Raw genomic sequence first — 26,949 nt, forward strand, 5'->3', positions numbered from 1 at the left:
GGTCATGGGAATCGCTCCCTTGCCTGGTTGGAGGTGGTGTGGGTTGGTCAGCGGATGGTTCCGGTACCGCGGCAGACACGGCAGCGCCGCAGCCGTCCGGTCCAGGTCCTGCGGGCTCCGTCGCCCTTGCAGAACGGGCACCTCACGCGAGACATGGGCATGGTGGTGGGTCCCTTCTGCTCAGGTATGGGAGAAGCCGCTGATCATCCAGATCACGAGGCTGTGGATGGTGAAGACCACCGGCGTCTGGCCGAGGTAGACGCCGAACAGGCCGACACAGACCGCTTCCCAGGCCCGCACGTCGCGGGAGCGGACGAGGAGGACGGTGATGATCCCGAAGATCACCGCGAACGTGAACGCCGTACCCTCGCTGATCACATCTCCGCTGGTCACTTGTCGTCTCCTTCCAGCGCCGCAAGGGCGCGGCCGAGGGCGGGCAGTTCGGGGGTCATGCCGGAGTACTTCCGTGCCGTCGACACGGCCTCTTCCGTCGGGGTGAGGTGGGAACGGGCTCGGCTCCATCCGCCGCCGGGGCCCGTGCAGACGGCCACGCCCCGTTCCTCCGCAGTGATCGTCTGAGCGACGGCCACGGCGTCCTTGTTCAGGTCGCCCAAGGTCATCTCAGCGGTGCCGGGGTCGTTGACGCGGTGGCAGATCCGGCCGCCGAGCTGGGCCCGCAGCGCGGTCACCCCGGCGCCGAGGTCAGAGCCGACGCGCTGTCCGGCCACGACCAGGTGCAGACCGAGCGCCGCCCCGAGCTGCCCGATACGGAGCAGCAGCGTGGAGCACTGCTCCGCTTCCGCCTTGCTCTCACGCGTACCGTCGGACAGGTACAGTTCCGCGATCTCGTCGACGATCACGACGACCGGCACCGGCCTGAGCTTGTCCGGCAGCTCCCAGATGGAGCGCACGCCGGCCGACCGGCACACGCTCATACGCTCCTGCATCTCGGCCACCAAGGCGGAGAGAACCGCGACCGCTTCGCGTCGGCACGTGGCCAGCGCGCTCAACCGCCGGGTGAACAGACCGAGTTCCATGCCGCCCTTGCAGTCGATGCCGACCAGGGCGACCGGCTGAGTCGCGAGCTGGGTTATCAGCCGCACCAGCAGGGTGGACTTTCCTGAGCGGGTGGCCCCTGCGATCAGCCAGTGCGGCACCAATCGCAGGTTCATCACCCAGGCCCCGCCGGACTCCATCACGCCGATGAGCGCCGAGAGGAGTTCGGCCGGAGCGGTGGCTAAGCCGGGCCGCTGAAGCGGATCGGCGGCCGTCGCCGTCAGCAGCACCAGGCCGCGTTCCGGCGAGGTGACCCGCACCGCGTGCACCCGCCATGCGTGGACGAGTGCTTCGGCCGCCTTCATGTACGTCATGGGCGTCTGGCCCGCGTGCAGCCGTACCGTCAGGGTCAGGCCCATGCGGGTGGCACGGGGGAAGGAGATCCGGGGTGCTATCGGCCGCAGCGGATCGCCCTTGACCACCAGGTCCCCGAGCAGACCGTGCGGCGGACGACGCGAGACTGCAAGGTCGTTGAGCATGGCCACCTTGCGCCAGGTCGCCAGGACTCGGCACACGGTCACCGGGTAGCCGATCAGGTACCAGTGCCAGACTGGACGATGCCGTCGTACCAGGTCGCCGACGACCAGCACCCAGGCCAGCACGGCGAGCGCGAAGGCAAGCAGAATCGGCCCCATCACGCGTCACCGCCCTTGCCCTGCGCACCAGTTGAGTGCAGGGGCGTGATTGCATCCGCGCGGAAGCTGACGCCGTGCCGGTCGCCCATCGACCACATGAACGCGGTCAGTCCGGTGACCTTGACGACCTGGCCCGCTTCGAGGCCCTTGGGCTCTCCGCTCACGGCGATCTCGATGACGGAGATCCGCCGCCCGTCCGGCCGTACGGTGACCGCGACGGAGTAGACCGGGTTGCCGTCCCGGTCCTTCTTCACCTCCTGTGTCTCGGAGTTGCTGAACTTCACTTCGGGCACGCCTGCGCACCGCAGTACGCCGAGCCGTGCCATGTCCACGGGAATGGACTGCATTTCTGTGGCCTCCCTGGCCAGTTGGAATGTCAGCTCTAATGCTGACGTCACTTGTCCTTACGAGTTACGACTATGAGGCTCTGTACGACACGAGCACAAGTACTTATGCTGACGAGTGATGTCGCACGTGCGACGTGACTACGACCTCGACCCGGAGATGCCGCCATGTCGGAGATCCAGCGCCCCGGAGCCCTCTACCAGCAGGTCGCCGCCGTGATGCGGGAAGCGATCCTGTCCGGCGAGTTCGCCCCGGACTCCCTCTTGCCGTCCGAAGCCCAGCTGATGGCCCGCTATGGCGTTTCGCGGCCGACCGTCCGTAACGCGATCTCAGCTCTGCGCGCTGAAGGCCTGATCGACGTCCGGCACGGCAAGGGCAGCTTTGTGCGCTCCAGCGGACACCCCGTCCTTACTGTCGAGCGCCGCATCAGCCGCACCACCGAGGGCAAGTTCGTGATGCCCAATGGCGACATCTGGCAGGAGACCGAGGAGCCCAGCACTTACCGCACCCACACCACCAAGGCCACCGGCCGTCTCCTCCAACTCGACGAGGAGGAAGCCCTGTTCGGCTGTGACCGCCTTCTGATCGACCCAGCCACCGGGACGCGCGCCATGCACCGCACGCTGATCCCCTTCGAGGTCGCCGAGGCCGTCCCGCTGCTCGGCAAGGAGCCGTGCAAGCCCCCGGCAGCGATCTACTGGGTCCTCACCCAGGCCGGCCACAAGCTGAAGTGGACCGAGACGGTACGAGCCCACATGCCGCTGCCCGACGAGCGCACCACCCTCCAACTCCCCGACGCGACCCCGGTCCTGCACGTGGCCCGCACCGCGCACGGCACCGATGACCGCCCCCTGATCCTCGAAGAGCTGCGCGTCGGTGCGGACCGTGCCGAACTCGCCTACCGGATCACCGCCGACAAACAGCCCACCCGACGCACCCGCCCCTGAGCTGCAACAGCGATCGGTCGAAACAGCCTTCACTTCCTCAAGGGCGCGCCTGCGGCGCGCCGGGGCGCCCGGCCGCCCCGGCCGGGCATGCGGCGTGGCCGCCGGTCCCGTCCGGTCGGCAAGCGCCCCGCACCGCAGCACGCCGGAGGAGTCGACGCGTCGAACGGCCGCCGTAGGCAGGGGTGTTGGGGGCTTGGGGTCGCCGACTGCCGAGACTTTAGGCAGCTCCCATGGGGCGAGCCTCGAAGAACAGGGGGCCGATCGGGCTAAACGCGGGCAGGCTCCAAGAGACTGCCCGATCCGCCGGCGAGCGTAAGGCCCCCTGTTCACTCGCCCCATGGCAGCCACCGCCCAAAGTTTCTGCGGCCGGCGACGTGCCCACGTGCACCGCTCACCAGCGAAACCACGCCTCATCGCGCACCGCCGTCGGCGTCTACGAGTGCCTCCAGGAGACCGGCGAGCCTATTCACAGCGCCCGGCCACCCCGCCAGGCGGACGACGCCGCGACCATCCTCGGTCGTCGAGGCCACAGCCCGCACAGCAGAGAGTTCGATGCCCGCGCCCAGTAGCGCCCGGTTCAGTCGGTCGGCAGCCTCGCGCGCCGCGCGCCACCCCGCGATGTAGTCGACGCCGGACACCCAGAAACCGAAGTCCGAGCCCGCCACGTCCAGACCGTCGTTCGGCCAGTCCTCACCGGAGCCAGTCACCTTGCCCACCTCTGCCCTGATCTAGGTAACGGATCGTCAACTTCTTTTGGGTCAGGGCCAGAACGCAGCACGGCGGCCCCGGTACCATCAGGCACCGGGAACCGCCATGTTCCCAGCCGGGCCACCCGTTCGCTTACCAGGGCAGTGGGTGGCCCGGCCTATATGGGGATATGAAGCGCGGCCCCTCACTCGGGAGGGGAGCCCCCCGGATGTCCGAGAGACCGCGCCCCTTTGGTTGGCCGGAGTGGTCAAACTCCGGCCGGTAACCGGGTCGCCGCCCGCTCCCGATCGCGAGGGAGCAAACAGAGGCGGTGGCCCGGCGATTGTCAGGCCGAGTTCTCAGCCCACAGCCGGTCGAGGTCGAGGCGACACCACACGGTCTTGCCACCCTTCACACCAGGCGACCACCACACCGCATCAGCCAGACGCTGAACGATCAACAGCCCACGTCCTCGCTCCGCCAGCAGCGCCTCGGAGAAGTCACCCGCCAGCTCCGGTGAGATCCACTCTCCAGCCGCCAACTCAGGCGGGTCCGAGTCCTCATCCGCGACACCGATCATGAGCACCTCGGGCCACGTCATCAACGACACATCAATTCGCCGGGCCGCCCCAGGAATCGCCCTGGAGTTATCCGGCACCGCGTGATGTACGACGTTGCCGACCAGCTCCGACACGATGAGCTGGGAGTCCTCGACGGCGTGCCCCAACTCCCATGTCCGGAGGTAGGAGGCCACCATGTCGCGGGCCGCTTTGCTGCAATCCGGCGATTCGGCGAAGAGCGTCAACGATCGGAAATGCCCGGTGGTCGGGTCATACGGCGAGCGACGTGGAGCACCTGTCGTCGAGGCGTTCGCCGAGTCTTTGCTGTGCTGCACGTCCACCGCGTTCCCTCCCGAGCACTGAGGGGCCCTTTGGCCCTCCGATCTGTGCCGACCAGTGAACGACGCGGACCGCGCCGCAGGGAGTGTCCACCAGGGGGTCCACATGAACACCGGCAAATGCAAAGGGGGTTCGCCATTGAACCCCCCACGGCGTTACTCCTGTGACACGATGAATACTCGCCGTCATTCTCGGGTTGGCAGGGGAGCATGAGCCGAGAGCCAAACGCGCAGTTGATCGCAGTCATGGACGAAGCGAAGGTCTCGAACAAGGGCCTTGCGAAGCGCATGACGGACGAGGGCGCCCAACGTGGCATAGCCCTGGGAACGACGCATGTTGCCGTGAAGCGCTGGCGGGAAGGCGCAGGCATCAGGCCGCAGACAGCGGCGCTCATGGCAGACGTTCTCTCGAACAAGCTCCGCCGCCGCATCACCCCGGGCGATCTTGGCTTCTTCGACCACACCAAGTCGACGGCCCCCGAGCCTGTTGGCTACCCGAGCACCGTTCCCGACGTCCTGTCTGTACTCGACGGACTCACCCACGAGCACGCCGACGCCCCCACTTCGGGCCCCCTGACCATCTCGGACGCTGACCTCAACTCCGCCGTCCTGTCATGGATGATCGCGCGCCCCGACGGCATCCAGGCCGACAGACCCGATCACCGACGCATCGGCATGCGCGACGTCCGCGCGATCAGAGAAGCGGCCGGCCTGTTCATGCAACTCGACTTCAAGTACGGCGGAGGCCACGGCCACAAGGCACTGCGCCACTACTTCCGCGAGGACGTATTGCCGCTGTTGAACGCCGGCTACAGCGAGAAGGTCGGCACCTCCTTATTCGGCGCAGCCGCCGAGATCTCCCAGCTCCTCGCGTGGACCGCGTACGACGTCGGCAACCACCGACTCGCCCACCGCTACCTGACCTCAACACTGCGCCTGTCCCAGGTCATCGACGACCGCATGTTCGGCGCCCGCATCCTCGGCAACCTCAGCCACCAGGCCAACTACCTGGGCAACCACGCCCAAGCCATCCAGCTTTCCCGCGCCGCAGTCGAGAGCGCCAAAGGCCGGGCGACACCCCGCGTCATGGCCTTGAGTTCAGCGATGGAGGCCCGCGCCCTGTCCAACGCGGGCCACCCCAGTGCAGCGGGTCGCGCCATGAACGAGGCCGAGCGCTACTTCGAGCGTGCCGACACCGCCGAAGATCCCGCCTGGATCAGCTACTTCGACCCCGCAGAACTGATGGGCGAACTCTGCCACTGCTTCCGCGATCTCAAAATGCGCCGAGACGCCGTCGCCCAGGCCCAGCGAGCGGTGGACAGCACCGACCCCAAGTACGCCCGAACCCTGGGCTTCTGCCGCATGGTGCTCGCCCAAAGCCAGCTACTCAACGGCGAGTTGGAAGCCGCCGTCACCACCGCGAGCCTCGCAGTCGACGGCGGCGACTCCCTCCAGTCCAACCGCTTCCAGCGTTACGTCACCGACTTCCAGAACGAAGTCAGCCTGCACGCGACGAACCCCACCGTGGCCGCCTTCAACGAGAAGGTTCGCGACGCACTCAACCGTCTGGACGAGGATTAGGTTGCCTGTTGATTCATTCTTGGAGTGCGAGGTAGAAATTGCCGATACCCAACCCCTTTGCCAATCGCCACAATATCGCAAAGGCATACTGCTGGGGACTCGTAAGGAATGACGCAAGGAAGGCCGCAAAACTAGGACTAGCGAATTCCGACCTTAGGGATGCAATAAGGGCGGCAGGTCGATACAGAAACATAGTTGACTATCTAAATGCACCCGCTTGGAAAATACCAGTTCCAGTCATCCTGACTGCAATGCTCATCACGGGGGCAAATCTGGACCCCTACAGAAATAGTAGAAGTCAGGTGACGCCATGGAGCCTTGGCGCATTCCTCGGCGGATACGTCATGCTGTTAGGTCTTGCGATCAACTCAACCGAAGGAAGCATACCTCTAATCACCGCAACACGGCGTTTTCGCCCACGATTGTTCGCGACCCTTGTTGCAGCTTACTTCCTTTACCTGACCTGGATTTCCATAGACCAAATAATGGTTTCGAGGAAATTTCTCGAAACTTCATTCCCGTCAGCTGGAACAGCGGCTAAAGCGGCGACGGCATTCATCTTTTCGGCAGTCTCCATTGGCTATATTCCACTCAAGTCAATCATCGACCAGCGACTCCGAAGCATTAGATGTCGACCCTACGATGAAATGGCACTCAGAACACTTCGACTGGCCTTCCGCTTACAGCAAGAGTGTAACAATTGGGATAATAACCGCGTCGTACGCGAGTGGCTAGACGAGCTAGAGGGAATCGCAGCGCAGGCCACCATCGATTTCACGCTCCCAGGCCGAGTAAGTCGAGCCGACTGGGAGGCGTGGAAGCAATTCCGAAGCGAAGCCGTACGTATTGCCGCAGTATTTCGGGCACACAAAATGCAGATCGCTAAAGCACGAAGGCCTGAGGATGTCTACGAAGTGGCGACCTCTCTAAAATTTGGAGTTCTAGCCATGCTGGCAGGCAACAGAGATGCGCTTCTTGCTCATGCCCCAGAACCAGGGAATGAGCAAGATCCGGTCGCAGCCTGGGTGCGCCGCGCACTGCCGGGTGGAACCTTCGTAGGGTTTGCCGTGCTTCTCCCCCTGCTGCCAGTTATTCCGGCCCATTCCCAGGCTTCAGATAGTCTTCGATGGACACTAATTGTCGCAGGAATTGCCCTGCTGGTGTCCTCATCACCTGATGTAAATGCGCGAGTCAATGACGCCTTCGGAAGAGCAATATCCGGCAAGAGGTAGAGACAGGGTTCTCTCCCAACGGGGAATAGCTATTCCTACCGAGGCCGCCAGTCCCGAGGCGCATCGTCATTGCGCAGACCGGCGATGCGCCGGCGGTACTCGGCCGCAGTCTCCGCATCCTCCTGCACGTTCTGCATGAGCCATGTCGTCATGCCGAACTCCTGGATGCCCCGCAGCGTCCCGTACCCATGCCAGTCGTATAGGTCGCGCCCGTACGCGGCCACGAAGTCGGCATACTGTTCGTGAGTCTGCCAGCCAAGGCTGTAATGCTCCACAGCGGTGACCATGAGATCCCACTCAGGGTGGTCGTAGCAGAAGGCCTCGAAGTCGATCAGGATCACGCGCCCCTGTTCGTCGACCATGAGGTTCTGCACGTGAGCATCCCCGTGCACCGGCCCCTTGGGCGTCTCGAACGTCAACTCGGCGTACCTGTCTTGCAGTTCCCACCACCGCTTCCGCAAGAAGACCTTGTCATCGTCCGGGATCACAGCGCGGTCGAGTCGTAGCTGTTGCTTGTCGAACGGATCGAACGACGGGAGTACAAGGCCTTCCGGCACGGTCAGTGAGTGCAGATCTCGCAGCACGCCGCCCAACTCTCCGTATGTCGCTTTGCGGTCACCCTCGATGATCAGATGCCAGAAGGTCACGGGGTGGCCGTCGATCAAGAACGGCTGCTCAAGGTCCTCGATGATGCGAGCAGCCAGGAACCCTTCCCCGTCCAACCACCGCGACACGGCCACCTCAATGCGGGCCGTGGGCAGCCACTCTTCTCCCCGAGCCACGCGCACAATCACAGGCACGGAGGCCAACCGAAACAGCGCGTTCTCCCCGAGACGGATCAGCTCCGCGCCTCTATCGTCGAGCCCCGCAGCCCGGCACGCGGCGATCATCACCCGTGTAGCCCTCGCCGACGTGAACCCTTCTTCCGATCGAGCAGTGTCAACAGCCATGCCCGTACCAGCTCCCCTAGTCGCGCGCGATCAACCAGCGCACGCCCATGGGTGACTAACCCGACGCACGCCAGACACGACCCTGACCGTACCCATCCGCAGACGATCGGAGCGAGGGCAAGCCACAAGAAGCCAAGTCTCATTGGGAGCGTTGTTAGCCGTCCACCTTCTTCTTCCGTTTGGAGGTCATCCAGCGGAAGTTTCCCTCACCGATGATTCCACTTACTTCAGGAAGGATCAATCGGTTGCCGAAAATCGCATACTCGACACCTGTACGCTGTATCTGAGCTGTGTGGAAAATGTCAAACTCAACGCACCGAAATCCTTTGTAAAGCTCCTCAGTGATCCTCTTATCCGCGTCATACGTGAGAAGCCATCGCAGGTTAGTATCGCGTAGAATATTGGCTAGCTCTTCATGATCTGCGCGCCCCAGCGAGTCCAGATAGAGGCGATCGCCCTGAACCAGATATGGAGGATCTACATAAAGCAAAACATCCGTGCTCTTCGGCTCCAGAGACTGGATGAACGATCGCGCATCCTGCTGAGCAAGCGTCACCTTATCCCGATATTCCCCGAGGAATCGAATTCGCTCTGCTAGAGCATCTCGGTTGAATCGAGCGTCGATTTTCCAAGTGCCATTTTGATCGAGCCCACCAATCGGCCTAGCTCGCAAAATACCCGATCGGTTACATCTATTAAGGAAAAAGGTAGAAAACCCTAGCTCCCTGTCAGACTTCCCTGCCGGGTTTCTATAAACAGCGGCATGGTGATGCCATGCCTCCACACTAACTTCTTCATCTTCCGCCATTTTGGCGAGATACTCGGAATCCTGAAAAATGCACCGCCACAAGGCAGAAATCCCAGGGTCTAGATCGTTAATATAGATATGGTCGACCTCGCCATTGACAAGCAGGCGCAATGCAGCACCCGCGCCCCCTGCGAAAGCTTCCGCATACGATCGGGGACGCGGGCGTTGTCGTGCAATCAACCCTGCGATATATGGGGCAAGTCGCGCCTTGCCTCCAGGGTATCGAAGGGGGCTAATATATCTCATCGACCCTTCTTTTCGAGTAGCTCGTCAGCCTTCATCAATACAGGGCCGTAAGCAAGGCTCAGTTTCCGAACCTCAGACGAGAGGGGGCTACTTTCCCAAGAGTGAACGAAGGAGTGAAGAGATTTGAGGACCAACGCTCCGTCATCCTGCTGCGAGAACCGCCAGGCGTTACTCAGGTTGGGATCATCCTTGTTCGGGTCCACCTGGCTCAACACGGAACCGATCCTACCTTTGAGCGTGTCTTGGTTCCGCCGCCAGCCCAACTGCTGGGCGACTTCTGTAACGACGATGTCTACGACTGCCCGAATCATGACAGCAGCAACGCTTGGCATGTCGTCAATTTTGATCCGCTGCACCTCTCCAAGAACCTCAGTGGTCCGTAGGCTCACATACCGAAGTGTGACCCCTTGAAACAACCTCTTCTCGTAATCTGGCCGCCTCCGCCGAGGTGGCTTTGAGAGGCCAGAATCTCCCGGTTCATCGGATGCGGCGAGCGAAGCTTCGTCTTCAACAGCTTTCGAGTACTTTTCGGGCTCTTCGAGCCTATCGGCCAGCCGGGGCAGTTGATCCTCTACTTGCTGTAGATAATCTTTTCTCTGCTCTTTGGACTTGATCTGATCGACCGAAACTGGGCCGGCGAGGTCTTGAAGCAGTCGCGCCAGTACCGGCTTGAGTTTCTCTTTTCCGTAGCTACTGAGCACCACATCACCGTCGAACGAGATGCCTAGCCGGTTCCTCACTTCCGGGTCGGCAATCATCCGGCCGAGGTTTGTAATTCGGCCATCCCGTACGAGTGCGGCATTCTCCACCAACTCGGAGTCATCTGAGAACCAAGCACTTGCTGCATCGATGAAAAGCCGAGCTTTCTCAGTGGGAGTGGACCGCCCACTGAACCTGCTAGCCTCTCCTGGACTCCACCGGACGATCCCTACGCCGCCATTTTCCCCGGTGTGCCGGATCCGAATCCAATGCTCGGCTTGCATTCGGTTTTCGGCAATCACAACAGCCATCCGCCGCGGGACATCGTTGTTCTTCGCGATAGCGGCAAACTGCCTCTTGAGTTTCTCTGTGGGCGCCAAGCTCGGCTGGGTCAGAAGCTTCAGGACTGCGAGCCTTCTGTTGCCCTCGACCACGACATTCTGATCGTTTTCGACGACGACAATAGGAAGTTCGGTCGGATTGACTCCGTGCTGACAGATATCCCTTGCAAGCTTCAGCATCTTCTCCGGGCTGTCGCCCAGGAGGGCAGCAACGGCTTCTTCCAAGGTGGCCGTCCGCTTTATGAGCCTCGGGTTGGTCTCGTCGAGGGTCAGGGATCCGATGTGCATGCTGGTCTGTTTCATGGTGCTCATCGTCCCGGCCCGCCCCCACGTCTGCATCATATTTTTGAAGGGCTAGATCATACGTGCAAGAGATAGGACCCACCACGTCGCTCACCAGCCATTGGCTGGATCTAATCGTGAGGTAAACAGCGAGGTAGGCGCAACGACTTTGGCGGTGAGCGACCATGACCCTTCAAGCTCCCGGCGCATCGGGCATCAGGACCTACCCTGTTGAAGCGCGAAATTGGGTCTGCGGCTGTCGAAGCTCACCCCTGGCGACAAGGAAGCCAGGGGGCACCTCCCGAACAGGGATCTGCCACCCCGGGCGACGGCCGCCGCATACGGCCATCTCCGGAGCTGGCAGATCCTCAGACCCACACCACCTCGGAGTGAACAGCCGAAGAGCTTACAGAAGGCGGCAGAGGCGTTCTCGGCATCTCCCGCGCGATCCCCTGCCGCCCGCGCTGAGCACCGAGCGCTCTCAGAACGGCAGCGGCCTCTTCCTCCCCGCTGCCCTCCAGAGCCTCCGCGATCCGCCCCAACGCCTCACTCACGTCAATGCGTGTGTCCGCTGGTCGGAGCGTCCTTCTTGACCGTCAGCGGCAGCAACTTCTTCCCGCTGTCGCTCAGTTGTGGCCATGTATCGAACTGCGGGCACACCCCGCAGTCGAAGCACGGCGTCCACCGGCAGTCCTCGACCTCTGTCTCGTCGAGGGCGTCCTGCCAGTCCTCCCAGAGCCAGTCCTTGTCGAGGCCGGAGTCGAGGTGGTCCCAGGGGAGGACCTCCTCGTAGGTCTTCTCGCGGGTGGTGTACCAGTCGACGTCGACGCCGAAGGCGGGCAGTGTCTTCTCGGCGCAGCGCATCCAGCGGTCGTAGGAGAAGTGCTCGCGCCAGCCGTCGAAGCGGCCGCCGTCCTCGTACACGGCGCGGATCACCGCGCCCACCCGCCTGTCACCCCGCGACAGCAGGCCCTCCACGATGCCCGGCTTGCCGTCGTGGTAGCGGAAGCCGATGGAGCGGCCGTACTTCTTGTCGCCGCGGATCTTGTCGCGGAGCTTCGTGAGGCGGGCGTCCGTCTCCGCCGCCGAGAGCTGCGGTGCCCACTGGAACGGCGTGTGGGGCTTGGGGACGAAGCCGCCGATCGAGACCGTGCAGCGGATGTCGTTCTGGCCGGAGACCTTGCGGCCCTCGGCGATCACCTTCATCGCCATGTCGGCGATCTGGAGGACGTCCTCGTCGGTCTCGGTCGGCAGGCCGCACATGAAGTACAGCTTCACCTGGCGCCAGCCGTTGCCGTACGCCGTGGAGACGGTCCGGATGAGGTCGTCCTCCGAGACCATCTTGTTGATGACCTTGCGGAGGCGCTCCGAGCCGCCCTCCGGCGCGAAGGTGAGGCCCGAGCGCCGGCCGTTCCTCGTCAGTTCGTTCGCCAGGTCCACGTTGAACGCGTCCACGCGGGTCGACGGGAGGGACAGGCCGACCTTGTCGTCCGTGTAGCGGTCCGCCAGGCCCTTCGCGATCTCGCCGATCTCGGAGTGGTCCGCCGAGGAGAGCGACAGCAGGCCGACCTCCTCGAAGCCCGTCGCCTTGAGGCCCTTCTCGACCATCTCGCCGATGCCCGTGATCGACCGCTCCCGCACCGGGCGCGTGATCATGCCCGCCTGGCAGAAACGGCAGCCGCGCGTGCAGCCGCGGAAGATCTCGACCGACATGCGTTCATGGACCGTCTCGGCGAGCGGGACCAACGGCTGCTTCGGGTACGGCCATTCGTCGAGGTCCATGACGGTGTGCTTGCTCACCCGCCACGGGACACCCGACTTGTTCGGGACCACGCGTGCGATACGGGCGTCCGGCAGGTACTCGACGTCGTAGAACGCCGGGATGTACACGGAACCCGTCTTCGCCAGGCGGAAGAGGACCTCCTCGCGGCCGCCGGGGCGGCCCTCCGCCTTCCAGCCGCGGATGATCTTCGTCATGTCGAGTACGGCCTGTTCGCCGTCGCCGATGATCACCGCGTCGATGAACTCCGCGATCGGCTCGGGGTTGAAGGCCGCGTGGCCGCCGGCCAGCACGATCGGGTCGTCGAGCGTCCGGTCCTTCGACTCCAGCGGGATGCCCGCCAGGTCCAGGGCCGTGAGCATGTTGGTGTAGCCGAGCTCGGTGGAGAAGCTCAGGCCGAACACGTCGAACGCGCCCACTGGGCGGTGGCTGTCGACCGTGAACTGCGGGACCTTGTGCTCCCGCATCAGCGCCTCCAGGTCCGGCCACACGCTGTACGTGCGCTCGGCGAGGACGCCCTCCTGCTCGTTCAGGACCTCGTAGAGGATCATGACGCCCTGGTTGGGCAGGCCGACCTCGTACGCGTCCGGGTACATCAGCGCCCAGCGGACATCGCACGACTCCCACGGCTTGACCGTGGAGTTGAGCTCGCCGCCGACGTACTGGATCGGCTTCTGCACATGCGGGAGCAGGGCTTCGAGCTGCGGAAACACGGACTCTGCGGCCGCAGCGACTTCGGCAGGCATCTCGCGAACCTTCGTGAGCGGTACTGAACGGACGGGTGACCATCCAGACTAACGCGATCCCGGAGGTCCCCCGTACGGCTCAGACGGGCACCCCGGACCCGATCTCCTCCCACATCCCCGGCAGCGCGGCCTCCACAGCCGCCGCCCGCTGCTCCTCGCGCCCGTACAGCACCCCGTACGTGAACGAGCTCTCCCCCGCCGCGTGCGCCACCGCGGACAGCTCCCGCAGGGTCACACGGACCATCACGCTGTCCTGGTGCTCACCGAGCAGGCCGGTCAGGGACTTCATCGACTTGGCAAGGGCGCGGGCCGAGGCGCCGAGGGCCGGCGTCGCCGCCTCCGCCGCGTACCGGGTGCGCTTGGCCTTCTTGCGGGCCTCGTGCAGCGCGAGGTCGCGGTCCGGGCCGGGCGGCGCCTCCGTCGCCTCCTCGACGAGCGCGGAGACCTTTCCGAAGTCCTTGCGTACGGCCTTGCCGATCACCTTCTCCGGCTTGCCGGTGGCGTCCGGCAGCAGGGGCGGTTCGGCGACCAGCGCGTCCAGGGTGTCGAGGAGCGCGAGATACCGCTTGGAGTCCAGGACGCCGATCAGCCGACTGCGCGATCCGCCGCGCCGGGCGTTGGCCCAGGTGCGCAGGCGGGTGCGGATCGGGCCGGAGATCAGGGTGCGGGGCAGTTCCCCGAGGACCGTCGCCAGCCGCTCGGTCATGACTTCCCGGTCGCGGTCCACCCCCAACTCACCTGCCAGCCACCTCAGTTCCTCGCCGATCGGGTCGGTGACCGTACGGTCGAGGACCTTGCCGTAGGAGCGGAACGTGCTGCGCATCCGGCGGGTGGCGACGCGCATGCGGTGCACGGAGTCGTACGCGTCCTGCCGTACGGCCGGGTCGAGTTCGAGGATCGCGTCGCGCTGGGCGCGGACGTAGGCGAGGACGTGGTCGCCGGCCGTGACCGGGTCCGCGGGCTCCTCGGGCACGGGCGGCGCCTTGCGCTTCTTCTTTCCCGGCCCCGACGGGCGCGTCTCCGCCAGCGCCCGCGCCAGCTTGGATGCCGACGAGGACGGCCGCACCCCCGCTTTGCGCAGCCGTTTCTCCACCTTGTCGAGGAACGCCGGGTCGCCGTCGTCGGCGAGTTCGACCTCGATCTCAGTCCACTGGGCGGTGCCGCCGCCGTCGGTGAGGCGTTCCGCGTGTACGGCGTCCACGCTGACCTCGGCGAGGAGCTTGCCCTGGGCGTCCACGAGGTGGCGTACGTCGCGGTCGGAGCGCAGGCGGACGGCGGGCAGCAGCTCGGCCTCGCGCACCCGGGAGCGGACCAGGCCGGCGAGGGTGCGCGGCACGGTGTCGGAGAGCGGTTCCCGGATCTCGTCGCGGACACCGGGCGCGACCGGCACCTTCAGGTGCCAGCCCGCGTCGGAACCGCCGGTTCGGCGGCGCAGGGTCAGTGAGGCGGCGGCGAGGCGCTCGTCGGCCGTGTCGTAGTACACGGCGTCCAGATGCGCGACGCCCTTGTCGATGACGGTCTCCACGCCGGCGACGCCGGTCAGGTCGGGCAGACCGCTCTCGTCGGACTCGTACTTACGCTCGATCTCGCGCTTTGTGTCCGCCATGACCTGAATCTAGTTGCCCGCAGGGCGGAACGGCAGGGGGCGTCCCATATGAACCCGAGGGAAACCCGGGCGAACACGCAGGTAGCACCCCGCACAACGGCGGCGGTCAGGCGGACATCGGGCGCTGCACCCGGATCGACTGAAGCAGCCCCACCGCGAGCCACACCGCGAACATCGACGTACCTCCGTACGACACGAACGGCAGTGGCAGACCGGTGACCGGCATGATGCCGAGGGTCATGCCGACGTTCTCGAAGGCCTGGAAGGCGAACCAGGCGACGATTCCGGCGGCGACGATCGTGCCGTAGAGCTCGGTCGAGTCGCGGGCGATGCGGCAGGCGCGCCACAGGACGACGCCGAGGAGGACGAGGATCAGGCCCGCGCCGACGAAGCCCAGCTCCTCGCCCGCGACGGTGAAGACGAAGTCTGTTTGTTGTTCGGGGACGAACTGGCCTGTCGTCTGGGAGCCGTGGAAGAGGCCCTCGCCGGTGAGGCCGCCGGAGCCGATCGCGATGCGGGCCTGGTTGGTGTTGTAGCCGACGCCTGCCGGGTCGAGGCTCGGGTTGGCGAAGGCGGCGAAGCGGGCGATCTGGTACTCGTCCAGGAAGTGCAGCTGCCAGACGGCGATCGCGCCCAGGGTGCCCGCGCCGAGCAGGCCGAAGATCCAGCGGTTGGAGGCGCCGGAGGCCAGCAGGACGCCGAGCACGATGATGACCATGACCATGACCGAGCCGAGGTCGGGCATCAGCATGACGATCATCATCGGGACCGAGGCGAGGCCCAGGGCCTGGAGGACCGTGCGGTGGTCGGGGTGGGGCTTGTCGCCCGCGTCGACCCGGGCGGCGAGGATCATCGCCATGCCCAGGATGATCGTGATCTTCACGAACTCCGAGGGCTGGAGCGAGAAGCCGCCGCCGAGCACGATCCAGGAGTGCGCGCCGTTGACCGTGGAGCCCAGTGGGGTGAGCACCAGCAGGATGCCGAACACCGAGGCGCCGTAGAGGAACGGGACGACGACGCGCAGGGTGCGGTGGCCGACCCAGATGACGCCGATCATCAGGGCGATGCCGATGCCGGTGTTCATCAGGTGCCGGATCAGGAAGTAGTACTGGTCGCCCTGGTTGATCTCGGTGCGGTTGCGGGTCGCCGAGAAGACCAGCAGCGAGCCGATCAGGGACAGGCCGATCGCCGACAGCAGTATCGGCCAGTCCAGCCGGCGGGCCAGCGAGTCACGGGCGAAGACCCGTGTCCAGCCGGCCCGGTCGGGCCCGTATCCGGAGACGGAGAAGCTGTTGCCGGTCATGTGAGCATCCTCCGGTTTCCCCTTCTGCGCGGACGCCTGCGGGTGTTGCTGTTGGTGGTGGACGGCGAGGGCGAGACGGCCGGCTGCTGGGTGTCGTCGGCGGGCGTGACCCCGCCCTCGGTCGCCTTCTCCTGCTGCTTCTCCAGCTCCTTGGCCGGGTCGGCGGTGATCTTCGGGGAGGCGATCGTGCCGTCGGCGCGGACCTTCGGGAGGCTCGTCTGCGGCGTGGGCAGCATCGCCTTCTTCTTGTCGATGGAGCCGTCGGCCTGGACGCCGTACATCGCGTTGTAGATGTTGCGCACGGCCTCACCGGAGGCGCCGGAACCCGTACCGGCCTGCGCGATCGTCATGACGACCGTGTAGTCCTTGGTATACGTGGCGAACCAGGAGGTGGTCTGCTTGCCGTAGACCTCCGCCGTACCCGTCTTGGCGTGCAGCTCGATCTTGTCCTGCGGCCAGCCCTGGAACTTCCAGGCGGCGGTACCGCTGGTGACCACGCCCGCGAGGGCCTTGTCGATGCCCTTGTGGGTGGCCGCGCTGATCGGCAGCTTCGCCTTCACCTTGGGCTTGATCTCCTGGACCGTCTTGCCGTCGGCGCTGACGATCGCCTTGCCGATGGTGGGGACGTACTCGGTGCCGCCGTTGGCGAGCGCGCCGTAGATCATGGCCTCCTGGATCGGCGTGACGAGGGTGTCGCCCTGGCCGATGGAGTAGTTGATCGAGTCGCCCTCGCGCATCTTGTTGCCTTCGAGGCAGTTCTCGTACGCGATCTGCTGGACGTACGTGCCGCCCTTCTTGCCGGTCTTGCACCAGTAGGCCTTGTTGGCCTCCCAGGTCTCCTGCTTCCACTTGCGGTCCGGGACGCGGCCGGTGACCTCGTTGGGGAGGTCGACGCCCGTCGTCTTGCCGAGGCCGAACTGGTGGGCCGCCTTGTAGAAGTAGTCCTTCGGCTCACCCTTCTTCGGGTTGATGCCGCCGTCCTTCTTCCACTGGGCGTCGGCAAGGCCGTAGAAGACGGTGTCGCAGGAGACCTCAAGGGCGCGGCCCAGCGAGATGGGGCCGAAGTTCTCGCCCTCGAAGTTCTTGAAGACCTGGCCGCCCACCGAGTACGAACTGGTGCAGGGGTACCCGCCGTCCCACTGGTAGCCGGCCTCGACCGCGGCGGCCGTGGAGACCACCTTGAACGTCGAACCGGGCGCCGACTGACCCTGTATGGCCCGGTTGAGGAGCGGGTAGTCGGAGTTCTTGCCGGTGAGCTGCTTGTAGTCCTTGGCGGAGATGCCGCCGACCCAGACGTTCGGGTCGTACGTCGGCGCGGACGCCATGGCGACGATCCGGCCGGTCTTGGCCTCCATCACGACCACGGCACCGGAGTCGGCCTTGTAGTTCTCGCCGGTGATCTTGTCGAACTGCGTGCGAGCGGTCTTCATCGCCTTGTCGAGCTGATACTCGGCGACGCGCTGCACGCGGGCGTCGATGCTGGTGACGAGGTTCGAACCGGGCTGCGGTGCGTCGGACTTGGCCTTGCCGATCACGCGGCCGAGGTTGTCGACCTCGTAGCGGGTGACGCCGGCCTTGCCGCGCAGCTCCTTGTCGTACTCGCGCTCCAGGCCGGAGCGGCCGACCTGGTCGGAGCGCAGATACGGCGAGTCGCTGTCCTTGGCCTGGGTGATCTCGTCGTCGGTGACCGGCGAGAGGTAGCCGAGTACCTGGGCCGCGTTGGCGTCGCCGGGGGCCGCGTAGCGCCGTACGGCCTCGGGCTCGGCGGTGATGCCGGGGAAGTCCTCGGCGCGCTCACGGATCTGCAGGGCCTGCTTGGCGGTGGCCTCGTCGGTGATCGGGATGGGCTGGTAGGGCGAGCCGTTCCAGCAGGGCTGCGGGGTCTTCGCGTCGCACAGCCGGACCTTCTGGATGACGTCCGCGGGCTTCAGGCCCAGCACGCCGGCCAGCTTGGTGAGGACGGCCTTGCCGTCGTCCGCCTGCTTCAGCAGGTCGGTACGGGAGGCGGAGACCACGAGCCGGGTCTCGTTGTCGGCGAGGGGCACACCGCGCGCGTCCAGTATCGAACCGCGCACCGCGGGGTCGACGACCTGCTGGACGTGGTTGCCGGATGCTTCCTTCTGGTACGCGGCGCCCTCACGGATCTGCAGGTACCAGAGGCGCCCGCCGAGGGTGCCGAGGAGGGAGAGGACAAGGATCTGGATGACGACGAGCCTGATCTGAACCCGTGGAGTCCGACCGGTCTCCGGGATATTGGTCACTTGTGCTGCCTCCCCCTCTCAGTGCGCGTACACGATGCGTGTATGAGTCATATACGACGGACCTGTGAGTCCGTGGCCCAACTCCCCGGTGGTCAAAGCCTCTTGACCCCCTTGATGCGTCCCGCACGGGCCACGCGGGCGCGTGCGGTCTTCATCCGCAGGCCACCGCGTTGGCCGCCGATCTTCAGGCCGGTGCCGGAGGAGAGCCAACCCGAGGAGATGTCGGCCGACTTGGCGGCGTTGGTCTCCGCGAGCGGGTCGTTGTCGGCGCGCCGGGCCAGCGCCATGATCCCGGGGACGACGAACGGGGCCAGCAGCAGGTCGTACAGGGAGGCCGTGAACAGCAGGCTGCCCAGGCCGACATGGCGGGCGGCGGTGTCGCCGACGAGGGCGCCGACACCGGCGTAGAGCAGGGTGGCGCCGATCGCGGCGGCGACCACGACGGCCATCGGGCCGGTGGCCGACTTCAGGCGGCCGTTCTCCGGTTTCGCCAGGCCCGCGAGGTAGCCGATGACGCACAGGACGAGGGCGTAGCGGCCGGCCGCGTGGTCGGCGGGCGGGGCCAGGTCGGCGAGGAGGCCCGCGCCGAAGCCGATGAGGGCGCCCGCGACATGGCCGTAGACCATGGCGAGGCCGAGGACCGTGAGGAGCAGCAGGTCGGGGACGGCGCCCGGGAGGTGGAGGCGGGCGAGGACGCTCACCTGGATCACGAGGGCGACGACGACCAGCGGCACGGAGAGCAGGATCCGGTTGACACGCATGGGGAAGGGCTCCTACTGCTGTTGCTGGCCGTCGACCGGCGCGTTCGCGGACGGGGTGACCGTGACGGTCACCGTCGGGGTCGGGGTCGGCTTGGACTTCGCGGGCAGGACCGTGTCACGCGGGTCCTTCTTGGGTGCCTCCACGACCACGCCGACGATGTCGAGCTTGGTGAAGTCGACGTACGGCGTGACGTACAGCGTGCGGGTCAGGCCGCCGCCGGAGGGGTCGACGCGGGAGACGACACCGACCGGGACGCCGGGCACGAACGGCTTGTCGGCCTGCGAGCCGAAGGTGACCAGCCGGTCGCCCTTCTTCACCTCGGCCTTGCCGTTGAGGAGTTCGACGCGCAGCGGGCCGTCGCCCTCGCCGGAGGCGAAGCCGAGTTCGTCGTTGCCCTCCATGCGGGTGCCGACGGTGAAGTCGGGGTCGTTGGCGAGGAGCACGGTGGAGGCGTCGGGGCCGACGGTCGTGACACGGCCGACCAGACCGTTGCCGTTCAGGACGGTCATGTCGCGCTTGATGCCGTCGTTGGCGCCGACGTCGATGGTGATCGTCCAGGAGAAGCTCTGCGCGGCTCCTATCGCGATGACCTGGGCGCCCTTGATGCCGTACTGGCCCTCGCCGGCCACCTTCAGCATCTTGTCGAGCTGGGTCAGGCGGCTGCGGTTGCGGTCGTCGCTGCCGAGCTTCGCCTTGAGGGCCGCGTTCTCCTTCTCCAGGACGGCGAGCCGGTCGTGCCGCTCACCGGAGTCGCGGACCGCGGAGACCGCGTCGCCGACCGGGTTCACAGCGGACGACACGCCGTTCTCGATCGGGCCGAACACGGTGGCCGCGGCCTGGCGGGCACCGTCGACGGGCGAGTCCTGCCCTCCCCGGATGTCCACCGTGATCAACGCGAACGCTACGGCGATCAGCAGCACCAGGAGCAGCCGGCTCTCTCGTGTGTCCCTCACGTGCGGCGGCCGTGCCTTCCTCATAGAAATGTGCAGAGGTTCAGGTATGCAGGTGTTGTACGGGCAAATGGATACGAAGGCTTTGTGTCGGAGCCTATGCCTCCGTATCAACGATCCGCCGCACGAGAGGAGATCATCCCGTACGGCGGAATCGAAGCGTTACGTCATCTGCGCGGCTGGGCGTCCAGAACCTGCTGGAGCGCCTCGAACTCCTCGACGCACTTGCCGGAGCCGAGCGCCACGCTGTCCAGCGGGTCCTCGGCGATGTGGATCGGCATGCCGGTCTCCCGGCGCAGCCGCTCGTCGAGACCCTTCAGCAGGGCTCCGCCGCCGGTCAGAACGATTCCTCGGTCCATGATGTCGCCGGACAGCTCCGGCGGGCACTTGTCGAGGGTCGTCTTCACGGCGTCGACGATCGCGTTGACGGGCTCTTCGATCGCCTTGCGGACTTCGCCGGCGGAGATGACAACGGTCTTGGGCAGGCCGGAGACCAGGTCCCGGCCGCGGATTTCGGTGTGCTGGTCGTCGTCGAGGTCGTACGCGGAACCGATCGTGATCTTGATCTGCTCAGCCGTCCGCTCACCCAGAAGGAGCGAGTACTCCTTCTTGATGTGCTGGATGATCGCGTTGTCCAGTTCGTCGCCCGCGACGCGGATGGACTGGGCGGTGACGATGCCACCGAGCGAGATGACCGCGACCTCCGTGGTGCCGCCGCCGATGTCCACCACCATGTTGCCCGTGGCCTCGTGGACCGGCAGGCCGGAACCGATGGCCGCGGCCATGGGCTCCTCGATGATGTGCACCTGGCGGGCGCCGGCCTGGGACGACGCCTCGATGACGGCACGGCGCTCGACGCCCGTGATGCCCGAGGGCACACAGACGACGACGCGGGGACGGGCCAGATAGCGCCGCTTGTGGATCTTCAGGATGAAGTAGCGGAGCATGCGCTCGGTGATCTCGAAGTCGGCGATGACACCGTCCTTCAGCGGACGTACGGCAACGATGTTGCCGGGCGTGCGCCCGATCATCTTCTTGGCTTCGGAGCCGACCGCGAGAATGCCACCGGTGTTGGTGTTGATCGCGACGACGGACGGCTCGTTGAGTACGATCCCGCGACCCCTGACGTACACCAGCGTGTTGGCGGTCCCGAGGTCGACAGCCATGTCACGGCCGATGAACGACATTGAGTTCCCCATCAGGATTCGTCTGGCCTTCCTGGGAGCTTCTGAGGGCTTTTCAGGTCGGCGAAGTGGGTGCAGTGACGTGAAGGCTTCCATCGTAGACGCGCCATCACGAACCCTGCGCGAGGGTCTTCGCCATTGTCAGCATGCGAGGCACCGCCTCGCTTGTGGAGACGGCCCAACGGGGGCACTCGTTCCCCCGATCGGCACGCATATGCCAAGAGACGGCCGGAAAAACACGGCCGCCCCTGGTCAGGCATGTGGGTTACTGATGGAGATTCAGCCGCGCCCGGGGAAGAAGATCTTCACCTCGCGTTCGGCGGACTCCTCCGAGTCCGAGGCGTGGATCAGGTTCTCCCGCACGATGACACCGAAGTCGCCGCGGATCGATCCCGGCGCGGCGGCGATCGGGTCGGTCGGACCGGCCAGCTGGCGTACGCCCTCGATGACCCGCTCGCCCTCGACGATCAGGGCGACGACGGGACCGGAGGCCATGAACTCCACCAGCGGCTCGTAGAACGGCTTGCCCTTGTGCTCGCCGTAGTGCTGCTCCAGGGTGTCCTGGTCCAGGGTGCGCAGCTCCAGCGCGGTGATCTGCCAGCCGGCCTTGCGCTCGATCCGGCTGATGATCTCGCCGGTCAGGCCACGACGTACGGCGTCGGGCTTGAGCAGGACGAGGGTGCGCTGGGTCACGACGGGACTCCTTCGGATCATGATGATGCGGGGCGGCTCAAGGTCGTGTCACGGTCGTCTCACGACAAGGCCGAGGCTACAGGGCGTGTCCATGCGTCCATTACGCAGCGTCAGGTGTAGGGGAGTCGGCCTGCGCGGCCTGTGCCGCGAACCTCGCCTTCGCCTCGTCGATCTTCCGGCCGTAGTGGACCGAGGCCCACCACAGGGCCGCGAAGATCGCCCCGAGGAAGAACATGGACGGCACGACCAGGCCCGACGCGATCAGCGCGATCTGCAGCGCCCAGCCGAGCGCGATGCCGCCCGGCCGGGTCACCACGCCGCACAGCGCGATGGACAGGAACATCGCGATCCCGCACACCGTCCACACGGTGGAGGTGGCCAGGTCCGGGTCCTTCATGGCCACGAGCCCGGCGAAGCCGATCACGAAGAACTCGCCGATCAGCGTGGAAGAACAGAGCGTACGCACGGAAAGTCAGCCCCTCCCCAGGAGCAGTCGGGCCTCACCCACGGTGATGACGGAACCGGTGACGAGCACACCGCCGCCCGCGAACTCGCCGTCCTCCTCGGCCAGCGTGATCGCGGCCTCCAGGGCGTCGGGCAGCCGCGGCTCGACCTGCACGCGCTCGTCGCCGAACACCTCGACGGCGATCCCGGCCAGCTCGTCCACGTCCATCGCGCGATGGCTGGAGTTCTGCGTGACGACGACCTCGGCGAACATCGGCTCGAACGCTTCGAGCAGCCCGCGCACGTTCTTGTCAGCGCTGGCGCCCACGACCCCGATCAGCTTGCTGAAGTCGAAGGCCTCCGCCACGGCCTCGGCGGTCGCACGGGCGCCCGCCGGGTTGTGCGCCGCGTCCAGCACGACGGTCGGCGACCGCCGCACCACCTCCAGCCGCCCCGGCGAGGTCACGGACGCGAACGCCTTCCGCACCGTGTCGATGGCGAGCGGATCGGGCCGCTGCGCACCCACCCCGAAGAACGCCTCTACGGCGGCGAGCGCCACGGCGGCGTTGTGCGCTTGGTACGGGCCGTGCAGGGGGAGGTAGATCTCCTCGTACTCGCCGCCCAGCCCGCGCAGGTTGACGAGCTGTCCGCCGACGGCGACCTGCCGGGACACGACCCCGAATTCGAGACCCTCCCGGGCCACGGTCGCGTCCACCTCGACGGCCTTCTTCAGCAGCACCTGCGCCGCGTCCACCGGCTGCTGCGCCAGGATCACGGTCGCGTCCTGCTTGACGATGCCGGCCTTCTCCGTGGCGATCTCGCCGGTCGTCTCCCCGAGGCGGTCGGTGTGGTCGAGATCGATGGGGGTCACTACGGCGACGGCGGCGTCGATGACGTTGGTGGCGTCCCAGCTGCCGCCCATGCCGACCTCCACGACGGCCACGTCGACGGGCGCGTCCGCGAACGCGGCGTACGCCATGCCCGTCAGCACCTCGAAGAACGACAGGCGGAACTCCTGCCGCGCGTCCACCATCTCGACGTACGGCTTGATGTCTTCGTACGTCTCAATGAAGCGTTCGGCGGAGATCGGGGCGCCGTCGAGGCTGATGCGCTCGGTGATCGACTGGACGTGCGGGGACGTGTAGCGGCCGGTGCGCAGTTCGAAGGCGCCGAGGAGCGCCTCGATCATGCGGGCCGTGGAGGTCTTTCCGTTCGTGCCGGTGATGTGGATCGAGGGGTACGAGCGCTGGGGGTCGCCCAGGACGTCCATCAGCGCGGCGATGCGGCTGACCGACGGCTCCAGCTTGGTCTCGCCCCAGCGGGTGGCGAGCTCGGCCTCTACGGTGCGGAGGGCCTTGTCCAGGGCGGGGTCTTCGGGGCGGCCGGGGACGTCTGCCTGGGGGGCGCCGGTGCCTTGGGCTCGTAGGGTGCGGCTGCCGGCCTCGATCACCGCGAGATCCGGGTCGCGGTCTGTCTCGGCGGCGACGATCTCTTCGAACGGGTCGCTGTCAGTCACAGGGGTCAGTCTACGGAGGTAGGCGTGTTCTTTCGTCTGCGGGCCCGGTGGGGGCTGGTCGCGCAGTTCCCCGCGCCCCTAGGTGGGACAGGGCTCCGGTGCTGAATACGCACCGGGGCCCCACCTGACTACAGACCCTTACGCCTCCGGCAAGCCGTCCAGCTGGGCCTTGATGCGGGTGATGTCCTCGTCGGCCTTGGAGAGGCGGCCGCGGATCTTGTCGACGACGTTGTCCGGGGCCTTGGCCAGGAACGCCTCGTTGCCGAGTTTGGCCGTTGCCTGGGCCTTCTCCTTCTCGGCGGCGGCGAGGTCCTTCGCGAGGCGCTTCCGTTCCGCCGCGATGTCGATCGTGCCGGAGAGGTCGAGGGCGACCGTGGCGCCGCCGACCGGGAGGGTGGCCGTCGCCGCGAAGGCGTCGCCCTCCGGCTGGAGGCGGAGGAGCTGGCGGATGGCCGCCTCGTGGGGCGCCAGGGCCGTGCCGTCCAGGGTGAGGCGGGCCGGGACGCGCTGGCCGGGCTGGAGGCCCTGGTCGGCGCGGAAACGGCGGACCTCGGTGATGACCTGCTGGAGGGTCTCGATCTCCTTCTCGGCGGCCGGGTCCCGGAATGCACTGTCCTTCGGCCAGTCCGCGATGACGATCGACTCGCCGCCCGTCAGTGTCGTCCAGAGGGTTTCCGTGACGAACGGGACGATCGGGTGGAGGAGCTTGAGGGTGACGTCGAGGACTTCGCCCAGGACGCGCTTGGAGACCTCGGCCGGTTCGCCGCCCGCCATGAACGTCGTCTTGGACAACTCGACGTACCAGTCGAAGACTTCGTCCCACGCGAAGTGGAACAGCGCGTCGGAGAGCTTCGCGAACTGGTAGTCCTCGTAGAGCGCGTCGACTTCGGCGACGGTGGAGTTCAGGCGGGACAGGATCCAGCGGTCGGTCGCCGACAGCCGGTCGGCGTCCGGGAGTTCGCCCTCGATCGTCGCGCCGTTCATGAGCGCGAAACGGGTCGCGTTCCAGAGCTTGTTGGCGAAGTTGCGGGAGCCCTGGACCCAGTCCTCGCCGATCGGGACGTCGACGCCCGGGTTGGCGCCGCGCGCGAGGGTGAAACGGAGCGCGTCGGAGCCGTACTTGTCCATCCAGTCGAGCGGATTGACCGCGTTCCCGAAGGACTTGGACATCTTCTTGCCGAACTGGTCGCGGACCATGCCGTGCAGGGCGATGGTGTGGAACGGCGGGGTGCCGTCCATCGCGTAGAGGCCGAACATCATCATCCGGGCGACCCAGAAGAAGAGGATGTCGTAGCCGGTGACCAGGACGGAGTTCGGGTAGAACTTCGCGAGCGACTCGGTCTGTTCGGGCCAGCCGAGGGTGGAGAAGGGCCACAGGCCGGAGGAGAACCAGGTGTCGAGGACGTCGGTGTCCTGGTGCCAGCCCTCGCCGGTCGGGGCCTCGTCGTCGGGGCCGACACAGACGACCTCGCCGTTCGGGCCGTACCAGACCGGGATGCGGTGGCCCCACCACAACTGCCGTGAGATGCACCAGTCGTGGAGGTTGTCGACCCAGTCGAAGTAGCGCTTCTCCATCTCCTGCGGGTGGATCTTGACGCGGCCGTCACGGACCGCGTCGCCGGCCGCCTTCGCGAGCGGGGCGACCTTGACCCACCACTGCATGGACAGCCGCGGCTCGATGGTCGTCTTGCAGCGCGAGCAGTGGCCGACGGAGTGGACGTAGGGCCGCTTCTCGGCGACGATCCGGCCCTCGGCGCGCAGGGCGGCGACGATCGCGGAGCGGGCTTCGAGGCGGTCCTGGCCCTGGAAGGGGCCGGGGACGGTGATGACGGCGTGCTCGTCCATGACCGTGATGGCCGGGAGGTCGTGCCGCTGGCCGATCTCGAAGTCGTTCGGGTCGTGGGCCGGGGTGACCTTGACGGCACCCGTGCCGAACTCGGGGTCGACGTGCTCGTCCGCGACGACCGGGATGGAACGGTCGGTCAGCGGCAGCTTGATGAGCTTGCCGACGAGGTGCTTGTAGCGCTCGTCCGAGGGGTGAACGGCGACGGCCGTGTCACCGAGCATGGTCTCGGCGCGAGTTGTGGCGACGACGATGGTCTCGTCCCCGTCGCCGTACTTCATGGAGACGAGCTCGCCGTCGTCGTCCTGGTACTCGACCTCGATGTCGGAGATCGCGGTGAGACAGCGCGGGCACCAGTTGATGATGCGCTCGGCGCGGTAGATCAACTCGTCGTCGTAGAGCCGCTTGAAGATGGTCTGGACGGACTGGGAGAGACCCTCGTCCATGGTGAAGCGCTCGCGGGACCAGGCGACACCGTCGCCGAGGCGGCGCATCTGGCCGGAGATCTGCCCGCCGGACTCGCCCTTCCACTGCCAGACCCGCTCGACGAAGGCCTCCCGGCCCAGGTCGTGGCGGGACTTGCCCTCCTTGCCCAGCTCGCGCTCGACGACGTTCTGCGTGGCGATGCCGGCGTGGTCCATGCCGGGCTGCCACAGCGTCTCGTAGCCCTGCATGCGCTTGCGGCGCGTGAGGGCGTCGATGAGCGTGTGCTCGAAGGCGTGCCCAAGGTGCAGGCTGCCGGTCACGTTCGGCGGCGGGATGACGATCGTGTACGGCGGCTTCTCGCTCTTCGCGTCCGCTTCGAAGTAACCCCGCTCCACCCAGCGCTCGTACAGCGGCCCCTCTACATCGGCCGGCGCGTACTGGGTCGGCAGTTCGGAGTCGGGCGCTGGTGGCTGCTGCTGAGCGTTCTCGGTCACGGGCCCAGTTTAGGGGTGTCGCGGGGGTGTCCCGAAACGCGTTTGTTCTGTAACGGTGCGCCCCCCGACGCTCTGCGCTTCCTGTGACTGGGCCAGGATGTCGGGATCACATAAGCATCTGGAGGGGAACCCAGAAATGAGCTACAACCAGCCGGGCCCGTACGGCGGGCAGCCTCAGCAGCCCGGTCCGTACGGACAGCCGGGCCCCTACGGCCAGCCTCCCCAGCAGGCGCC

At 66.2% G+C, this 26,949-nt stretch carries 22 protein-coding genes; 3 read left to right on the forward strand and 19 right to left on the reverse strand.

Features of this window, described 5'->3' with window-relative positions; all coding sequences use genetic code 11:
* Positions 1-180: 180 nt before the first annotated feature.
* Genes AC31A1_RS06490 through AC31A1_RS06500 form a run of 3 tightly spaced genes read right to left on the reverse strand, consistent with a single transcriptional unit; the run spans position 181 to position 2,038 of the window.
* Complete coding sequence (locus tag AC31A1_RS06490; RefSeq protein WP_266776706.1) at positions 181-378, reverse strand: hypothetical protein; 198 nt, start codon at positions 376-378, stop codon at positions 181-183.
* An 11-nt stretch (positions 379-389) separates the two neighbouring features.
* Positions 390-1,691, reverse strand: a complete 1,302-nt coding sequence (locus AC31A1_RS06495; RefSeq protein ID WP_489652283.1) for an FtsK/SpoIIIE domain-containing protein — start codon at positions 1,689-1,691, stop codon at positions 390-392.
* A complete protein-coding gene (locus AC31A1_RS06500; RefSeq protein WP_489652284.1) occupies positions 1,691-2,038 on the reverse strand; it encodes an SCO3933 family regulatory protein in 348 nt (115 codons plus the stop codon). The genes AC31A1_RS06495 and AC31A1_RS06500 overlap by 1 nt, the downstream gene beginning before the upstream one ends.
* Before the next feature lie 165 nt (positions 2,039-2,203).
* Here AC31A1_RS06500 and AC31A1_RS06505 point away from each other — a divergent pair, with 165 nt between their 5' ends.
* Entirely contained in the window at positions 2,204-2,983 is a 780-nt protein-coding gene (locus AC31A1_RS06505; protein ID WP_489652285.1) for a GntR family transcriptional regulator, read from the forward strand.
* A 410-nt stretch (positions 2,984-3,393) separates the two neighbouring features.
* Here the strand turns inward: AC31A1_RS06505 and AC31A1_RS06510 are convergent, their stop codons facing one another.
* Both AC31A1_RS06510 and AC31A1_RS06515 read right to left on the reverse strand, forming a co-directional pair.
* The gene (locus AC31A1_RS06510) at positions 3,394-3,690 is read right to left on the reverse strand and encodes a hypothetical protein (protein ID WP_489652286.1); all 297 of its coding nucleotides are present in this window, start codon (positions 3,688-3,690) and stop codon (positions 3,394-3,396) included.
* Between the two features lie 326 nt (positions 3,691-4,016).
* On the reverse strand, positions 4,017-4,571 hold the full coding sequence (locus AC31A1_RS06515) for an ATP-binding protein (protein ID WP_489652287.1): 555 nt from the start codon (positions 4,569-4,571) through the stop codon (positions 4,017-4,019).
* A gap of 207 nt (positions 4,572-4,778) precedes the next feature.
* On the opposite strand from AC31A1_RS06515, the gene AC31A1_RS06520 reads away from it, so the two are divergent.
* Both AC31A1_RS06520 and AC31A1_RS06525 read left to right on the forward strand, forming a co-directional pair.
* A complete protein-coding gene (locus AC31A1_RS06520) occupies positions 4,779-6,149 on the forward strand; it encodes an NsdA family TPR-like regulatory protein (protein ID WP_489652288.1) in 1,371 nt (456 codons plus the stop codon).
* 251 nt (positions 6,150-6,400) lie between these two features.
* On the forward strand, positions 6,401-7,381 hold the full coding sequence (locus AC31A1_RS06525) for a hypothetical protein (protein WP_489652289.1): 981 nt from the start codon (positions 6,401-6,403) through the stop codon (positions 7,379-7,381).
* 35 nt (positions 7,382-7,416) lie between these two features.
* Here AC31A1_RS06525 and AC31A1_RS06530 read toward each other — a convergent pair whose 3' ends face one another.
* From AC31A1_RS06530 to AC31A1_RS06595, 14 genes are all read right to left on the reverse strand, one after another.
* The gene (locus AC31A1_RS06530) at positions 7,417-8,331 is read right to left on the reverse strand and encodes an aminoglycoside phosphotransferase family protein (RefSeq protein ID WP_489652290.1); all 915 of its coding nucleotides are present in this window, start codon (positions 8,329-8,331) and stop codon (positions 7,417-7,419) included.
* Positions 8,332-8,485: 154 nt separating this feature from the next.
* Positions 8,486-9,385 (reverse strand): DNA adenine methylase, encoded by a 900-nt coding sequence (locus tag AC31A1_RS06535; RefSeq protein WP_489652291.1) that lies wholly within the window; start codon positions 9,383-9,385, stop codon positions 8,486-8,488.
* The gene (locus tag AC31A1_RS06540; protein ID WP_489652292.1) at positions 9,382-10,728 is read right to left on the reverse strand and encodes a hypothetical protein; all 1,347 of its coding nucleotides are present in this window, start codon (positions 10,726-10,728) and stop codon (positions 9,382-9,384) included. Before AC31A1_RS06540 ends, AC31A1_RS06535 begins: the two co-directional genes overlap by 4 nt.
* Positions 10,729-11,262: 534 nt before the next feature.
* Positions 11,263-13,233, reverse strand: coding sequence for a TIGR03960 family B12-binding radical SAM protein (locus AC31A1_RS06545; protein ID WP_489652293.1), 1,971 nt, complete (start codon positions 13,231-13,233; stop codon positions 11,263-11,265).
* A gap of 79 nt (positions 13,234-13,312) precedes the next feature.
* On the reverse strand, positions 13,313-14,839 hold the full coding sequence (locus tag AC31A1_RS06550) for a CYTH and CHAD domain-containing protein (RefSeq protein WP_489652294.1): 1,527 nt from the start codon (positions 14,837-14,839) through the stop codon (positions 13,313-13,315).
* A 106-nt stretch (positions 14,840-14,945) separates the two neighbouring features.
* The gene (gene rodA / locus AC31A1_RS06555) at positions 14,946-16,142 is read right to left on the reverse strand and encodes a rod shape-determining protein RodA (protein ID WP_489652295.1); all 1,197 of its coding nucleotides are present in this window, start codon (positions 16,140-16,142) and stop codon (positions 14,946-14,948) included.
* Positions 16,139-18,403: a penicillin-binding protein 2 gene (gene mrdA, locus AC31A1_RS06560; RefSeq protein WP_489652296.1), complete on the reverse strand. Its 2,265-nt coding sequence runs from the start codon at positions 18,401-18,403 to the stop codon at positions 16,139-16,141. The genes rodA and mrdA overlap by 4 nt, the downstream gene beginning before the upstream one ends.
* A gap of 92 nt (positions 18,404-18,495) precedes the next feature.
* The gene (mreD, locus tag AC31A1_RS06565) at positions 18,496-19,164 is read right to left on the reverse strand and encodes a rod shape-determining protein MreD (RefSeq protein ID WP_405972036.1); all 669 of its coding nucleotides are present in this window, start codon (positions 19,162-19,164) and stop codon (positions 18,496-18,498) included.
* Positions 19,165-19,176: 12 nt separating this feature from the next.
* Positions 19,177-20,118, reverse strand: coding sequence for a rod shape-determining protein MreC (mreC, locus tag AC31A1_RS06570; protein WP_489652297.1), 942 nt, complete (start codon positions 20,116-20,118; stop codon positions 19,177-19,179).
* Positions 20,119-20,282: 164 nt separating this feature from the next.
* A complete protein-coding gene (locus tag AC31A1_RS06575; protein ID WP_019065566.1) occupies positions 20,283-21,302 on the reverse strand; it encodes a rod shape-determining protein in 1,020 nt (339 codons plus the stop codon).
* A gap of 276 nt (positions 21,303-21,578) precedes the next feature.
* On the reverse strand, positions 21,579-21,992 hold the full coding sequence (gene ndk / locus AC31A1_RS06580; protein WP_393755551.1) for a nucleoside-diphosphate kinase: 414 nt from the start codon (positions 21,990-21,992) through the stop codon (positions 21,579-21,581).
* A 100-nt stretch (positions 21,993-22,092) separates the two neighbouring features.
* Positions 22,093-22,458, reverse strand: coding sequence for a DUF4233 domain-containing protein (locus AC31A1_RS06585; protein ID WP_489652298.1), 366 nt, complete (start codon positions 22,456-22,458; stop codon positions 22,093-22,095).
* 6 nt (positions 22,459-22,464) lie between these two features.
* On the reverse strand, positions 22,465-23,952 hold the full coding sequence (gene folC / locus AC31A1_RS06590) for a bifunctional tetrahydrofolate synthase/dihydrofolate synthase (protein WP_489652299.1): 1,488 nt from the start codon (positions 23,950-23,952) through the stop codon (positions 22,465-22,467).
* Between the two features lie 138 nt (positions 23,953-24,090).
* Positions 24,091-26,715, reverse strand: a complete 2,625-nt coding sequence (locus AC31A1_RS06595) for a valine--tRNA ligase (protein WP_489652300.1) — start codon at positions 26,713-26,715, stop codon at positions 24,091-24,093.
* Between the last annotated feature and the right edge of the window lie 234 nt (positions 26,716-26,949).

The organism is Streptomyces sp. P5F9, assembly GCF_057961495.1.